15 protein-coding genes are annotated in these 15,793 nt (G+C 50.2%); 7 read left to right on the top strand and 8 right to left on the bottom strand.

All coding sequences use genetic code 11. The features are described 5' to 3' along the window. Positions 1-5: 5 nt before the first annotated feature. The 5 genes from yeiB (at position 6) to mglC (ending at position 6,230) form a co-directional block, all read left to right on the top strand. The gene (gene yeiB / locus D9736_RS01575) at positions 6-1,163 is read left to right on the top strand and encodes a DUF418 domain-containing protein YeiB (RefSeq protein WP_130257520.1); all 1,158 of its coding nucleotides are present in this window, start codon (positions 6-8) and stop codon (positions 1,161-1,163) included. Between the two features lie 141 nt (positions 1,164-1,304). Further along, positions 1,305-2,327, top strand: a complete 1,023-nt coding sequence (galS, locus tag D9736_RS01580; RefSeq protein ID WP_130257521.1) for an HTH-type transcriptional regulator GalS — start codon at positions 1,305-1,307, stop codon at positions 2,325-2,327. A 297-nt stretch (positions 2,328-2,624) separates the two neighbouring features. After that, entirely contained in the window at positions 2,625-3,623 is a 999-nt protein-coding gene (gene mglB / locus D9736_RS01585; protein WP_001036964.1) for a galactose/glucose ABC transporter substrate-binding protein MglB, read from the top strand. 60 nt (positions 3,624-3,683) lie between these two features. After that, on the top strand, positions 3,684-5,204 hold the full coding sequence (gene mglA, locus D9736_RS01590; RefSeq protein ID WP_130221873.1) for a galactose/methyl galactoside ABC transporter ATP-binding protein MglA: 1,521 nt from the start codon (positions 3,684-3,686) through the stop codon (positions 5,202-5,204). A gap of 15 nt (positions 5,205-5,219) precedes the next feature. Continuing rightward, complete coding sequence (mglC, locus tag D9736_RS01595) at positions 5,220-6,230, top strand: galactose/methyl galactoside ABC transporter permease MglC (protein WP_001275110.1); 1,011 nt, start codon at positions 5,220-5,222, stop codon at positions 6,228-6,230. Between the two features lie 267 nt (positions 6,231-6,497). Here the strand turns inward: mglC and preA are convergent, their stop codons facing one another. The 7 genes from preA to D9736_RS01630 form a co-directional block, all read right to left on the bottom strand. Next, the gene (gene preA / locus D9736_RS01600) at positions 6,498-7,733 is read right to left on the bottom strand and encodes an NAD-dependent dihydropyrimidine dehydrogenase subunit PreA (protein ID WP_130257522.1); all 1,236 of its coding nucleotides are present in this window, start codon (positions 7,731-7,733) and stop codon (positions 6,498-6,500) included. Further along, on the bottom strand, positions 7,727-8,965 hold the full coding sequence (gene preT, locus D9736_RS01605; RefSeq protein WP_130257523.1) for an NAD-dependent dihydropyrimidine dehydrogenase subunit PreT: 1,239 nt from the start codon (positions 8,963-8,965) through the stop codon (positions 7,727-7,729). Before preT ends, preA begins: the two co-directional genes overlap by 7 nt. A gap of 193 nt (positions 8,966-9,158) precedes the next feature. Beyond that, positions 9,159-9,398 (bottom strand): DUF2542 family protein, encoded by a 240-nt coding sequence (locus tag D9736_RS01610; RefSeq protein ID WP_130207056.1) that lies wholly within the window; start codon positions 9,396-9,398, stop codon positions 9,159-9,161. A gap of 2 nt (positions 9,399-9,400) precedes the next feature. After that, positions 9,401-10,120: an outer membrane permeability protein SanA gene (sanA, locus tag D9736_RS01615; protein ID WP_130207054.1), complete on the bottom strand. Its 720-nt coding sequence runs from the start codon at positions 10,118-10,120 to the stop codon at positions 9,401-9,403. 184 nt (positions 10,121-10,304) lie between these two features. Continuing rightward, positions 10,305-11,189 (bottom strand): cytidine deaminase, encoded by an 885-nt coding sequence (gene cdd / locus D9736_RS01620; RefSeq protein ID WP_130257524.1) that lies wholly within the window; start codon positions 11,187-11,189, stop codon positions 10,305-10,307. Between the two features lie 129 nt (positions 11,190-11,318). Beyond that, positions 11,319-12,014, bottom strand: a complete 696-nt coding sequence (locus D9736_RS01625; protein ID WP_130207051.1) for a CidB/LrgB family autolysis modulator — start codon at positions 12,012-12,014, stop codon at positions 11,319-11,321. Continuing rightward, positions 12,011-12,409, bottom strand: a complete 399-nt coding sequence (locus D9736_RS01630) for a CidA/LrgA family protein (protein ID WP_001295452.1) — start codon at positions 12,407-12,409, stop codon at positions 12,011-12,013. Before D9736_RS01630 ends, D9736_RS01625 begins: the two co-directional genes overlap by 4 nt. A 272-nt stretch (positions 12,410-12,681) precedes the next feature. Here D9736_RS01630 and dusC point away from each other — a divergent pair, with 272 nt between their 5' ends. After that, on the top strand, positions 12,682-13,632 hold the full coding sequence (dusC, locus tag D9736_RS01635) for a tRNA dihydrouridine(16) synthase DusC (protein ID WP_130257525.1): 951 nt from the start codon (positions 12,682-12,684) through the stop codon (positions 13,630-13,632). Positions 13,633-14,019: 387 nt separating this feature from the next. On the opposite strand, the gene yohP is transcribed toward dusC, so the two are convergent. Continuing rightward, complete coding sequence (yohP, locus tag D9736_RS23815) at positions 14,020-14,166, bottom strand: small membrane protein YohP (protein WP_205712852.1); 147 nt, start codon at positions 14,164-14,166, stop codon at positions 14,020-14,022. Between the two features lie 159 nt (positions 14,167-14,325). On the opposite strand from yohP, the gene mdtQ reads away from it, so the two are divergent. Beyond that, positions 14,326-15,762, top strand: coding sequence for a multidrug resistance outer membrane protein MdtQ (gene mdtQ / locus D9736_RS01645; RefSeq protein WP_130257526.1), 1,437 nt, complete (start codon positions 14,326-14,328; stop codon positions 15,760-15,762). Positions 15,763-15,793 lie beyond the last annotated feature (31 nt).

The raw sequence follows: 15,793 nt of genomic DNA on the forward strand, positions 1-15,793 counted from the left end.
GAACCATGGAGCGCAACGTCACGCTCGATTTTGTTCGCGGCGTCGCCATTCTGGGGATCCTGCTATTAAACATCAGCGCCTTTGGTTTACCAAAGGCGGCTTATCTCAATCCCGCCTGGTATGGCACTATTACCCCGTCCGACGCCTGGACCTGGGCGTTTTTGGATCTCATCGGCCAGGTGAAATTCCTCACGCTTTTTGCGCTGTTGTTTGGCGCGGGCCTGCAAATGTTGCTGCCGCGCGGCAGACGCTGGATCCAGTCGCGGTTAACACTGTTAGTCTTGCTGGGCTTTATTCACGGTTTATTGTTCTGGGACGGCGATATCCTGCTGGCTTACGGATTGGTGGGCTTAATCAGTTGGCGACTGGTGCGTGATGCGCCATCGGTAAAAAGTTTATTTAATACTGGCGTGATGCTGTATCTGGTGGGGATTGGCGTTTTGCTGTTGCTGGGGTTGATTTCTGACAGCCAGACCAGCCGCGCCTGGACGCCAGATGCATCGGCCATTTTGTATGAAAAATACTGGAAACTTTATGGCGGCGTTGAAGCGATCAGTAACCGCGCCGATGGCGTCGGCAACAGTTTACTGGCACTGGGCGCGCAGTATGGCTGGCAACTGGCAGGGATGATGTTAATTGGCGCGGCGCTGATGCGTAGCGGCTGGCTGAAAGGGCAGTTCAGCTTACGTCACTATCGTCGTACCGGTTTTGTGCTGGTGGCAATTGGTGTGCTGATTAACCTTCCTGCTATCGTACTGCAATGGCGGCTGGACTGGGCGTATCGCTGGTGTGCCTTCTTACTTCAAATGCCGCGTGAACTTAGCGCGCCGTTTCAGGCAATTGGCTATGCGTCGCTGTTTTATGGCTTTTGGCCGCAATTAAGCCGCTTCAGGCTGGTGCTGGCAATCGCCTGCGTCGGACGGATGGCGCTAACCAATTATCTACTGCAAACGCTGATTTGTACCACGCTGTTTTACCACCTCGGTTTGTTTATGCAGTTTGACCGCCTGGAGTTGCTGGCGTTTGTCGTTCCGGTATGGCTGGCGAACCTGCTTTTCTCTGTTATCTGGCTGCGTTACTTCCGTCAGGGGCCGGTGGAATGGCTCTGGCGTCAGTTAACCTTGCGCGCTGCCGGACCTGCATTATCTAAAACATCCAGATAACGATCTGGATCACATTCATTAACAAAACGGCTGTAACCGTTTCCATTGCTGTGACTCGATTCACGAAGTCCTGTATTCAGTGCTGACAAAATAGCCGCCAGCAAGCAGTAACCTACTGCATTCTCATAACAGGTAGTGAATATGATCACCATTCGTGATGTAGCGCGTCAGGCTGGCGTCTCTGTGGCAACGGTTTCCCGGGTGCTCAATAACAGTACGCTGGTCAGTGCCGACACGCGTGAAGCAGTTATGAAAGCGGTGAGTGAGTTGGATTATCGGCCAAATGCCAATGCACAGGCGCTGGCAACTCAGGTGAGCGATACCATCGGTGTGGTGGTCATGGATGTTTCAGATGCATTTTTCGGCGCATTGGTTAAAGCCGTCGATCTCGTTGCCCAGCAACATCAGAAATATGTGTTGATTGGCAATAGCTATCATGAAGCGGAAAAAGAGCGTCACGCCATTGAAGTGCTAATTCGCCAGCGTTGTAACGCGTTGATTGTTCATTCAAAGGCGTTAAGTGACGACGAGCTGGCGCAATTTATGGACAACATTCCCGGCATGGTGCTCATCAATCGGGTTGTGCCAGGTTATGCCCATCGCTGTGTTTGTCTGGATAATATCAGCGGTGCCAGAATGGCGACGCGCATGTTGTTGAATAACGGTCATCAACGTATCGGCTATCTCTCTTCCAGCCACAGCATTGAAGATGACGCAATGCGTAAAGCGGGCTGGATAAGCGCGTTGAAAGAGCAGGATATTGTTCCGCCGGAAAGCTGGATTGGCACGGGTACGCCAGATATGCCAGGCGGCGAGGCGGCGATGGTTGAACTACTCGGGCGCAATCTACATCTTACCGCTGTATTTGCCTATAACGACAATATGGCCGCAGGCGCTCTGACGGCATTAAAAGATAATGGCATTGCGATTCCGTTACATCTCTCAATCATTGGTTTCGATGATATCCCCATTGCTCGTTACACCGACCCGCAATTAACGACTGTGCGTTACCCCATTGCTTCGATGGCAAAATTAGCCACGGAACTGGCCTTGCAGGGGGCAGCAGGCAACATTGATCCGCGTGCCAGCCACTGTTTTATGCCGACGTTAGTGCGCCGCCATTCTGTCGCAATACGCCAGAATGCGGCGGCGATCACTAACTGAGCAAATCAGGGGATGTAACCGCTTTCAATTTGTGAGAGATTTCACAGTATCTTAACAATGTGGTAGCTATGATTGCACCGTTTTAACGTTGTAACTTGTATGTAACAGCGAATAATCGCTTTTATCGAAGTTATGGCGTCATAACAACAATTAGAGCCGTTTTATGGAGCGTTACCGGGCATGGACGAACGGATTTTTAAAAATGAGCTTCGGCGTTCAGTAACACTTCATTAACCATACTGGCCCGCCGAGCATTTATCTCAAGCACTACCCTGCATAAGAAAAACCGGAGATACCATGAATAAGAAGGTGTTAACCCTGTCTGCTGTGATGGCCAGCATGTTATTCGGCGCCGCTGCACACGCTGCTGATACCCGTATTGGTGTGACGATTTATAAATATGACGATAACTTTATGTCTGTCGTGCGTAAGGCTATCGAACAGGATGCGAAAGCAGCACCAGACGTCCAGTTGCTGATGAATGATTCACAGAATGACCAGTCCAAGCAGAACGATCAGATTGACGTGCTGTTGGCGAAAGGGGTGAAGGCGCTGGCAATCAACCTGGTTGACCCGGCAGCTGCGGGTACGGTGATTGAGAAAGCGCGCGGGCAAAACGTGCCGGTGGTTTTCTTCAACAAAGAACCTTCCCGTAAGGCACTGGATAGCTACGACAAAGCCTACTACGTTGGTACTGACTCCAAAGAGTCCGGCATTATCCAGGGCGATCTGATTGCTAAACACTGGGCGGCGAATCAGGGGTGGGATCTGAACAAAGACGGTCAGATTCAGTTCGTACTGCTGAAAGGCGAGCCGGGCCATCCGGACGCAGAAGCACGCACCACTTACGTGATTAAAGAACTGAACGACAAAGGCATCAAAACTGAACAGTTACAGTTAGATACCGCTATGTGGGACACTGCTCAGGCGAAAGATAAGATGGACGCCTGGCTGTCTGGCCCGAACGCCAACAAAATCGAAGTGGTTATTGCTAACAACGATGCGATGGCAATGGGTGCGGTTGAAGCGCTGAAAGCACACAACAAGTCCAGCATTCCGGTGTTTGGCGTCGATGCGCTGCCAGAAGCTCTGGCGCTGGTGAAATCCGGTGCGCTGGCGGGTACCGTACTGAATGATGCCAACAACCAGGCGAAAGCGACTTTTGATCTGGCGAAAAACCTGGCCGATGGCAAGGGCGCCGCTGACGGCACCAACTGGAAAATCGACAACAAAGTGGTTCGCGTACCTTATGTTGGCGTAGACAAAGATAACCTGGCTGAATTCAGCAAGAAATAAGACTGAACGGGCGCAATAGTTTATTGCGCCCTTATTGTATGACCAACAAGGTAAAATTATATGGTCAGCTCAACGACTCCGTCATCAGGTGAATACTTGTTGGAAATGAGCGGTATCAACAAGTCCTTTCCTGGTGTTAAGGCACTTGATAACGTTAATTTAAAAGTCCGACCACATTCTATCCATGCATTAATGGGGGAAAACGGCGCGGGAAAATCAACATTATTAAAATGCCTGTTTGGTATTTATCAAAAAGATTCCGGCACCATTTTATTCCAGGGTAAAGAGATCGATTTTCATTCTGCCAAAGAAGCACTGGAAAATGGTATTTCGATGGTACACCAGGAGTTAAACCTGGTATTACAACGTTCGGTGATGGACAACATGTGGCTGGGGCGATATCCCACCAAAGGCATGTTTGTTGATCAGGACAAAATGTACCGCGAAACTAAAGCGATTTTTGATGAACTGGATATTGATATCGATCCGCGTGCGCGCGTCGGCACATTATCCGTTTCGCAAATGCAGATGATCGAAATTGCTAAAGCGTTTTCCTATAACGCGAAAATTGTGATTATGGATGAACCGACTTCTTCGTTAACCGAAAAAGAGGTCAATCATCTGTTTACTATTATTCGTAAATTAAAAGAACGCGGCTGCGGTATTGTCTATATCTCGCATAAAATGGAAGAGATTTTCCAGTTATGTGATGAAGTCACCGTATTGCGCGACGGTCAGTGGATTGCTACCGAACCGCTGGAAGGGCTGACGATGGACAAGATCATCGCCATGATGGTTGGTCGTTCTCTTAACCAGCGTTTCCCGGATAAAGAAAACAAGCCGGGCGAAGTGATCCTCGAAGTGCGTAACCTGACGTCACTACGCCAGCCATCGATTCGCGATGTCTCGTTTGACTTGCATAAAGGGGAGATCCTCGGTATTGCCGGGCTGGTGGGGGCGAAACGTACCGATATTGTTGAGACGTTATTTGGCATTCGCGAGAAATCTGCTGGCACCATTACGTTGCACGGCAAAAAGATCAATAACCATAACGCCAACGAAGCCATTAACCACGGATTCGCGTTGGTAACTGAAGAACGCCGTTCAACGGGAATTTATGCCTATCTGGATATTGGCTTTAACTCATTAATTTCCAATATTCGCAACTACAAAAATAAAGTTGGCTTATTGGATAACTCGCGGATGAAAAGCGATACCCAGTGGGTGATTGATTCGATGCGGGTAAAAACGCCAGGTCATCGGACGCAAATTGGTTCGCTCTCCGGCGGTAATCAGCAAAAAGTGATTATTGGTCGTTGGTTACTGACGCAACCGGAAATATTAATGCTCGACGAACCAACGCGCGGTATTGATGTTGGGGCGAAGTTTGAAATTTATCAGTTAATTGCCGAACTGGCGAAGAAAGGCAAGGGGATTATTATTATCTCCTCTGAAATGCCAGAGTTGTTAGGGATAACAGACCGTATTCTGGTTATGAGCAATGGCCTCGTTTCCGGAATTGTCGATACAAAAACAACAACGCAAAACGAAATTCTGCGTCTTGCGTCTTTGCACCTTTAAGATTAGGGGCTTCCCATGAGTGCGTTAAATAAGAAAAGTTTTCTTACTTACCTAAAAGAGGGCGGTATTTACGTCGTTCTTTTAGTTTTGCTGGCGATTATTATTTTCCAGGACCCAACATTTTTAAGTCTGTTGAACTTAAGTAATATTCTCACCCAGTCATCGGTGCGTATTATTATCGCGCTCGGCGTGGCAGGGTTAATTGTCACCCAGGGGACTGACCTTTCTGCTGGTCGTCAGGTAGGGCTGGCGGCAGTGGTAGCAGCGACGTTATTGCAGTCGATGGATAACGCTAACAAAGTGTTTCCGGAAATGGCGACGATGCCGATTGCGCTGGTTATTCTGATTGTCTGTGCCATTGGTGCGGTGATCGGTTTGATCAACGGGCTGATTATCGCCTATCTCAACGTAACGCCATTCATAACCACTCTCGGCACGATGATCATCGTTTATGGCATTAACTCGCTCTATTACGACTTTGTTGGAGCGTCGCCTATTTCTGGTTTTGACAGTGGTTTCTCCACTTTTGCCCAGGGATTTATTGCGCTGGGGAGTTTCCGTCTCTCTTACATCACCTTCTACGCCCTGATTGCGGTGGCATTCGTCTGGGTGCTGTGGAACAAAACCCGTTTTGGTAAGAACATTTTTGCCATTGGCGGTAACCCGGAAGCGGCGAAAGTTTCTGGTGTCAACGTCGGCCTGAACCTGCTGATGATCTACGCGTTGTCTGGCGTGTTCTATGCCTTCGGCGGGATGTTAGAAGCCGGACGTATCGGCTCTGCCACCAACAACCTCGGCTTCATGTATGAGCTGGATGCTATCGCGGCGTGCGTGGTGGGCGGCGTATCGTTCAGCGGCGGTGTGGGGACGGTGATTGGCGTGGTGACCGGGGTAATTATCTTTACGGTCATCAACTATGGCCTGACGTACATCGGCGTAAACCCGTACTGGCAGTACATCATCAAAGGGGCGATTATTATCTTCGCCGTGGCGCTGGATTCACTGAAATACGCACGTAAGAAGTGATGTGATTGTGGGTATTGCCGGATGCAACGCTGGCGCGTTTTATCCGGCCTACAATGAGCACAACATACTGATTTATATGGTTTTGTAGGCCGGATAAGGCGTTCACGCCGTATCCGGCGACAGGAGCCAAATGCCGGATGAAATGCTGGCGCATTTTATCTGGCCTACAATGAGCACAACATACTGATCTATATGGTTTTGTAGGCCGGATAAGGCGTTCACGCCGCATCCGGCAATCGGAGCCAAATGCCGGATGCAACGCTGGTTTTACAACGTTACCGGGTGTTCTTTCTCTCCTTTCTTAAACTTCACTTCCCCGAGATCGATACAACCCACCGGGCAAACATGACCGCAAAGCAAACAACCAACGCATTTTTCGGTATTACAATGCGGCGTGCGCGTTTTCTCGTTCCATTCCATCGCCTGATGACCGCCGTCATAACAGGAAATGTAACAGCGTCCACAGCCAACACATTTATCAAGATTGATATGGGGATAGACGATATAGCTGCGGTCTAAATCTTCTGCCGGAACAATATTATGATTCGCCAGACCTACCATCTCCTGCAACGAATCAAATCCCTGATCGGCAAGGTAATGCGACAACCCGCTCGCCATATCTTCCACTATCCGATACCCGTACTGCATAATGCCGGTGGTCACCTGCAAGGTTGCCGCGCCGAGCAATAAAAACTCCGCCGAATCTTCCCAGGTTTCAATACCGCCGATACCGCTGATCGGGAAATCGCGCAGCTCTGGATGCGTGCGCATTTGCTGAATAAAGCGCAGGGCGATCGGTTTCACCGCTTTACCGGAATAACCGGAAATACTCGATTTACCGTTGACGATCGGCATACCAATTTTCTGATTAAGATCGATATTGGTGATGGATTTGACGGTGTTAATCGCTGCAATGCCATCTGCGCCGCCGCGCTTCGCCGCCAGCGCCACTTCGCACATATCACCGATATTCGGCGTCATCTTCGCCAGCATTGGCAGCGTGGAACCACGTTTCACTGCCCGACAATATTTTTCTACCAGCTCCGGGCTTTGCCCGACATCGCTACCCATTGCATGGGAAGTCATCTGTGGACAGGAGAAGTTACACTCGATCATATCGGCGCCAGCTTCTTGCACCAGACGCGCCAGATCTTCCCATTGCTGCTCATTTTCCCCCATGATCGAAGCGATCAATACTTTGTCCGGGTAATCTTCTTTCAGCCGACGCAGGGCGGCCAGATTCTCTTCCAACGGATGTTCAGCAATCTGCTCCATATTTTTGAAGCCGATAAAACCGGTATCTTCTTTCACCAGATGATCAAAACGCGGTGAGACTTCATTAGCGATAAAAAAGCCGATCGTTTTGAACACCACGCCACCCCAGCCGGTGTCGTAGGCTTTGGCGCACATCTCGTAGCAATTGCCAACCGGCGAAGAAGAGAGGCAGAACGGGTTGGGAAACTTCACGCCGCAAAAGGTAATAGAAAGATCTTTCGTTAACATGAGCAAGCTCCCTCTAAATAGTGATGGATCGCCTCGGCGGCTTCTTTCCCGGTTTTCACTGCATAAACCACGGTTTTGTCACCCTCAACAATATCGCCAGCGGCAAACAGTTGCGGGTCACGGGTCTGGTAATTTTGCGTTTCGATGGTGTTACGCTGCGGAGCCAGCGCCGCAAACGCGGCAAGTTCGGCATGTTGACCTACAGCGAGAATAATTTTGTCCGCCGCCATCGTCAGTTCGCCCGGTAAATGAACATGTTTAAACGTCACTTTATTGCCGTCTACAGCCACTGGCGTAAAGCCATCGATAATCGATACCCCCAATTTCTGAGCGCTGGTGAACTCTTTCTTGCTTGCCGGAAACTCATCTAACTCTTCACGCGCAACGCAGGTCACCGCCGGGCAACCAAGAACTTTCAGCGTGCTGGCAACGTCCATCGCGACATCGCCGCCGCCAATAATTAATGCGCTCTGTGGGATGCTGATATCGCCCTGCGCCTGTCGTGCACGTTGCAAGAAGTCGACGGCAATCTCAACGTCGCTATGTTCAAACAGCGGCAGACCAGAACCGCTCGATAACCCCACGGTGACCAGTACCGCTCGGTTTTCCGCTTTCAATTGTTCCAGCGTGAGTGTTTTACCAATCTCGCAATTGCACTTTATGGTCACCCCCATTTTTTCGATACGGGCGATTTCTGCATCCAGCACTGATTGCGGCAAACGAAATTGCGGAATGCCATTACGCAGCCAACCCCCTGGCTGTGCTTCTTTTTCATAAATCGTGACGTCGTATCCCCGGTTGGTCAGTGTCACACTCGCTTGTAGCCCGGCAGGGCCTGCACCAATAATCGCCACTTTGCCGAGCGTTTTACTGCCGAGCTGATAAATCTCCATTCCGGTTTGCTGTTCGAAATCAGTAACAAAACGCTGCAAGCGGCCAATATCAATTGGATCATCAACACCGGCACGGGTACAACCCCGCTGGCATAATTTTTCCGTAGGGCATACTCTGGCGCAAACGGCACCGAGCGCGTTATTTTCGCGAATTGTCTCGGCAGCACCTTTAAAATTACGAAAATAAATTGAGCGAATAAATTTTCCCGGATCGGTTTGCGCCGGGCAAGCCTGACTACAGGGCGCGTCGTGACATAATAAACAGCGAGAGGCTTCTTTAATCGCCAGTAAAGGCGTAAAAGCCGGAGTGAGTTCATCCAGATAATTTTGTTGCGGCATGTGATCTTCCTTAATGCTATAGGTAATTAAGGCGAGCGTTTAGTCAATAATAATGTACTGATATTAAGGCTAAGCGTGCGGGGAAATTTAAACTGTGAAAGGATTCACAAATAGCTGCGGTTAAGAATGTGATATCCGCAGCTTATCAGGTGAAGTAATAATTATTCTCAATAATTAACTGGAGAGGGGAATATTAACGATAGAAAATAAGATAAATAATCATGCCAATAGATAAAATTCCGAAACCACAATACGCCACCATATAAGCAAAGAAGAGCCCCGGATTTTTTTCGCGCCAGACATACACCGGTTCCGGCGAATTTTTAACCCGTTTATCAATCGCGCCAGCACGCCAGCCTTTCCACGCTTCGCGAAAACAAAATACAGGGATTAGGAAAAAAACGGCAACGACAAAAAACTGCTGTACATCCATAACTACTTTCCTTGTTTCTTTTGTAATTCAAGTAACTGCTCGGGCGTGACGGCGGGATAGCCCTGCGCATCTTCCGGCACTTGATGCATTGCCGGAATAGGGACCAATGGACCTAAAAAGCGCGGCTCACGTTTAAAAATATAAAGGTCAGCCAGCGCGCCGAAACGGGCGGCAAATTCGCGAATACGGACAGACCACATATCTTTTGGCGATGGTACGGCATAACACTGGGCCTGAATACCCATATGTAAAGCGATAAATAATGCCCGCTCACAGTGAAAACGCTGGGTGATAATAATGAAATCGTTAGTATCGAACACTTTGCGCGTGCGTACGATGGAATCCAGTGTTCGGAAGCCCGCGTAATCGAGAACAATATCAGAGGGGTCGACGCCAGCGGCTATTAAATCTTTGCGCATGGTCATCGGCTCGTTATAACTTTGCAACGCGTTATCGCCGCTAAGTAATAGATAGTTCACCTTACCGCTGTTATAGGCATTAATCGCCCCCTGAATACGGTAGCGGTAATACTGATTAATGACTCCGGTGCGATAATACTTTGCTGTGCCAAGCACCACGCCGACCTGACGGTAGGGGAGATCCTGCAACTCGTCGTAGATATAAGGCGCGGTTTTCCAACTCATCCAGCGATCGAGGCCGAGCACAGTCAACAGCAGCAAGCCGATCATGACTAACAGGCTGTAGAACAGACGCTTTAACATGCAGAAGACTCGATCTCGGGAAATTTTTATCAGGCTACTTTACCCGCTGCTTTTGCGCAAGAAACGGTAAACTGTTTGCCGGGATTTTCGACATCAGGAGAGCGCTGGCAAGCCTGATGCAACGCTTATCAGCGTGCCAGACTGTAGGCCGGACAAGGCGTTCCCGCCGCATCCGGCACCAGGCTTAAGCGAGAAGAACGCGGTCGATACTGTGACAGCCGAGAGCTTTCAGCGTTGCTGAGGTTGCATCCCATTGAATCAACGGCGCATCGGCTTTTTCTGCCAGAACCGCGCGCTGGATATCCGGGTAATCATAACCCTTGAGATTCAACAGAATTAACGCACCCTGCAACGGCGGCAGAGTCGGGTTGAATGCGGCGTTTTCAGCGTAGCTGCCGCTGAAAATACGACCGTCTTTGCATTCCAGCGCTACACCGCTTGGTGACTTACTGTAAGGCATGTGCGAACGGTTTGCCGCGGCAATCGCCGCCTGAGAAAGCGCATCACCAGTTAACGCAAAGCCGTGATCCTGCTCGTCCATCAGCAGCGTTTTTATCTCCAGATCTTTTGGTCCAAAGGCATCCGGCAGATAGTCACGCAGTGCGTGCGCCTCGCGACCCGGCAGATGAATACGCAGATCCAGACCGCTGTTCAGTTCATTCATAAACTGACGGCAGTGACCACAAGGCGTGTAGTTAACGGTGATGGCCGCGAGAGCTTTCTCACCGCTTAACCAGGCGTGGCTGATAGCACTTTGTTCGGCATGAACAGTTTGCTGCATTGTTGCACCAATAAATTCCATATTGGCACCGAAATACCATGTACCACTCACGCCGCGTGCAATAGCGCCAACGTTAAAATTCGACAATGGCGTACGCGCACAGGCCGCAGCCAGCGGTAGCAGTGCGAAAGCCAGCGCGTCTTCGTCCAGCCCGGTTGCGCTCTTAAGCGAAGAGACTTGCTCCTCGGTCAACAAAGCGGGGAAGTACTTGTCTGCCAGAATAGGTTCCAGCGCAGATTGCAAGTTATCCGCAAGGTGGGCAAAAGCAGTTTGAAAACGTGGATGCATGGCGTTGCCTCATAATCATGTAATGGGATAACAGTTTACGAACCTGCTATGGCTTTATATGTGATCTGAATCTCATTAATTATGCAACGCGTGAAACGTACATCAAAAATGCGCGACGCATCGCAAATTTTAGCCCATTACTGCCAGAATAATTGGGAAAAGGAACGGCGCGATCAGCGAAGTAATAATCCCGCATAACACCAGCGCCAGCGAACTAAATGCGCCTTCCTGATAATCCAGCTCAGCACAGCGCGCCGTACCGAGGGCGTGGGAAGCCGTCCCCATCGCCAGACCGCGCGCCGCTTTGGTACGAATACGCATTGCATTAAGTAACGTATGACCAAAGACCGCGCCGAGGATCCCGACGAAAATGACACAAACTGCGCTGATTGCCGGAATACCGCCAATACTGCCGCCGACAGCCATCGCAATTGGCGTGGTGACTGATTTCGGTAATATTGACGCAGCAATTTCCGGTGAAGCCCCCATCAACAATGCCACGCAAGTCCCTGTCACCATCGCTACCACGCTGCCGATAAAACAGATGGTGATGATTGATTTCCAGCGGGCGCGGATTTGATGCAACTGTTCATATAAAGGATAGGCCAGTGCGACGACCGCCGGTTGCAGCAGATCGTTTAGCACTTCGCTACCTTTAAAGTAGCTGTCGTAAGAGATGCCGGTCAGCATTAAAAAAGGAATGATCACCACCATTGCCACCAGCAACGGGTTAAGCAAGGGAAACTTATACCGCGCCGCCAGCTTGCGGGCGGCAAAAAAGACAATCAACGTCAGCGGTAATGACCACCAGATATTTGCCATCATTCTTCTGATCCTTTCTGACCTACGACCTTACGTTCACCGTGCACCAGTTGAGAACTCCAGCTCACCACCAGAAAAACCACCAGCGTACTGACTGCACAGGAAACCACTACCGGGCCAAACTGCGCGCGTAGTAAATCAAAATATTGCATTACGCCTACGCCAATCGGCACAAACAATAGCGCCATATAGCGAATTAAAACGTAACACCCCGGATTGACCCACTTCGCCGGAAGAATTTGCAAGGCCAGCAGGACAAACAGGATCAGCATCCCGATAATGCTGCCCGGAATGGTTACCGGTAGCAGGGATGCAATGAAAATGCCTGCATACAGGCAGGCATAAATCAGGACGAAAGCGCGTAAATATTGCCAGATAATGTTCAGTGTCTTACTCATAATCAACACCCCAGATGAGATGGATTCATCATACAATTAATTCATAAAATGTGCTACAGATCACATTGAGAATTCATCGCTATTTTTCGCGCCTGGGTATGACGATGTGAGCAGCGAACTCAGGCAAATCTGCTTTTTCGCAACAGAAAGTGTGTTTGCCATAGATCAAGCATAGAGAGGGATTGCAGCTTCGCCGCAATCTCTCTCGGCAGACCTTTAATCCGCTGACCGGAGGCGCTAACATAGCGCCTCATTTTTTTGCGGGTGATGATATGCGTGTGTTACTGGCGCCAATGGAGGGGGTACTTGACTCTCTGGTGCGCGAATTGCTGACCGAAGTTAACGACTACGATCTGTGCATCACTGAGTTTGTTCGCGTGGTGGATCAACTGCTGCCGGTAAAAGTTTTTCATCGCATTTGTCCTGAGCTACAAAACGCCAGCCGTACTCCTTCAGGTACGCTGGTGCGCGTACAGTTGCTGGGGCAGTTTCCGCAATGGCTGGCAGAGAACGCCGCCCGTGCGGTGGAATTAGGTTCCTGGGGCGTGGATCTTAACTGCGGCTGCCCGTCGAAAACGGTTAACGGCAGCGGCGGTGGGGCAACGTTACTGAAAGATCCCGAACTCATCTACCAGGGAGCGAAAGCGATGCGCGAAGCCGTACCGGCGCATTTGCCCGTCAGCGTGAAAGTGCGTTTGGGCTGGGACAGTGGCGAGAAAAAATTTGAAATTGCCGATGCTGTTCAACAGGCTGGCGCTACGGAGCTGGTGGTGCATGGGCGGACAAAAGAGCAGGGGTACCGCGCGGAGCATATCGACTGGCGGGCGATTGGCGAGATTCGCCAGCGGCTGAATATTCCGGTGATTGCCAATGGTGAAATCTGGGACTGGCAGAGTGCGCAACAATGCATGGCTATCAGCGGCTGCGACGCGGTGATGATTGGGCGCGGGGCGCTCAATATTCCCAACCTGAGTCGGGTGGTGAAATATAACGAACCGCGAATGCCGTGGCCGGAGGTCGTTGCATTGCTGCAAAAGTATACCCGTCTGGAGAAACAGGGAGATACCGGCTTATATCACGTCGCGCGGATTAAGCAGTGGTTGAGTTATTTACGTAAAGAATATGATGAAGCAACGGAATTATTTCAGCATGTGCGGGTGTTGAATAATTCCCCTGATATTGCAAGGGCTATTCAGGCAATTGATATCGATAAGCTGCGATAATAGTGGAATCGCAGCTTATAAGGGACAATGAATTGCTTATTCAGCTTCATCATCTTGTTGCGCTCCTTTCATGAGCTAAGCCACATATTGCTACTGGCGCAAGGAGCGCGCAGGGGGCGGCCAATCGCCGCCGCCCCCTGCACCCCCGGGCTCTGGCGAACAAAATCGCCGCTGCGCGGTACCTTCAGCTTATCCCCTTCGGCTACCGGGTCGGGCGCGAGGTAACGTCCTTGTAAGACGCGCCCTCAGCCCACATCCATGTGGGCTGCCCCGGCCTTCGGGGAACGCTTCAGCGATTTTGACGCCACCAACACCGGAGCTGTTTGCAAATCAAGTACACAAAACATCTAATTAGTAGCCTGACAACTTATATGCCATATCTGATTTTTAAAATATCATCTTAAATACGCCAGTCACCACCAGTAGCCCAATCAGGAAAATAATCAATACTGCCCAGAGTATAATTTTCATTGGCGTTCCTTTATTTGTGAATGCTGAATAAGTATAGGAAAAAATGAAACTCTTTGCCGTCATTCATAAATAATTAAGATAAATCAGAGGATATCATTCACTTACTGTATATTTTTCTGGATATGTCGTTTTATTTCCGCTGATGTATTGCCACGCGAAACTAAAAAATATATCGCCACACACGGTAATCTCCGCGCACCGTTTCTTACCTGATTATTCCCCATGAATCGTGATTCAATTAATGCAGCAAGCGTCTGTTTTCCGCTTTTAATTTTGTTGGCTGGATGTGCGCCTGTGCACGAAACTCGCCAGGCGTTAAGCCTGCAAACGCCTGCCACGCAAGTGGACACGGCGTTACCTGCGGCATTGAAAAACGGTTGGCCAGACAGCCAGTGGTGGCTGGAATACCACGATAATCAACTCACTTCTTTAATTAATAATGCAATACAGAACGCGCCGGATATGCAGGTGGCTGAACAGCGCATTCAACTGGCTGAAGCGCAGGCGAAAGCAGTAGCGACCCAGGATGGCCCGCAGGTAGGTTTTTCTGCGGATATGGAACGGCAAAAAATGTCGGCTGAAGGGTTAATGGGGCCGTTTGCCCTGAACGATCCTGCCGCAGGAACTACGGGGCCGTGGTATACCAACGGTACTTTTGGTTTAACGGCGGGCTGGCATCTTGATATTTGGGGAAAGAATCGGGCGGAAGTTACTGCTCGCCTGGGGAATGTTAAAGCACGGGCGGCTGAACGTGAGCAGACCCGACAATTGCTGGCTGGCAGCGTGGCACGCCTGTACTGGGAGTGGCAAACCCAGGCAGCTTTGAACACTGTATTGCTGCAAATCGAAAAAGAGCAGAACACCATTATTGCGACCGATCGCCAGCTCTATCAGCGTGGAATTACCTCTTCGGTTGAAGGTGTGGAAACCGATATTAATGCCAGTAAAACCCAGCAACAGCTCAACGATGTCGCGGGTAAAATGAAAATTATCGAGGCGCGATTAAGTGCGCTCACCAACCATCAGAAAAGCGCATTGAAGCTGCATCCGGTCACGTTGCCGAAAGTGGCAAGCCAGCTTCCTGATGAACTGGGATATTCCTTGCTGGCCCGGCGGGCAGATTTGCAGGCGGCGCATTGGTATGTCGAGTCGTCGTTAAGTACCATCGACGCAGCAAAAGCGGCATTTTATCCCGACATCAATCTGATGGCCTTCCTGCAACAGGATGCTTTGCATTTAAGCGATCTTTTTCGTAGCTCCGCCCAACAGATGGGCGTCACGGCGGGACTGACATTGCCGATATTCGACAGCGGCAGACTTAATGCCAATCTTGATATTGCGAAAGCCGAAAGCAACTTGTCGATTGCCAACTACAACAAAGCAGTGGTCGAGGCGGTGAATGATGTGGCGCGGGCGGCGAGTCAGGTGCAGACACTGGCAGAGAAAAACCAGCATCAGGCGCAAATTGAGCGCGATGCCATGCGTGTGGTGGGGCTGGCACAGGCGCGATTTAACGCGGGCATCATCGCGGGTTCCCGCGTCAGTGAAGCCAGAATTCCGGCGCTTCGCGAACGAGCCAACGGCCTGCTTTTGCAAGGGCAATGGCTGGATGTCTCCATTCAACTCACCAGTGCGCTGGGCGGGGGCTACAAACGCTGAGGATATGCGCCTTCTATACTTAACGTTTAGT

This window comes from Escherichia sp. E10V10, assembly GCF_004211985.1.
GTDB lineage: Bacteria > Pseudomonadota > Gammaproteobacteria > Enterobacterales > Enterobacteriaceae > Escherichia.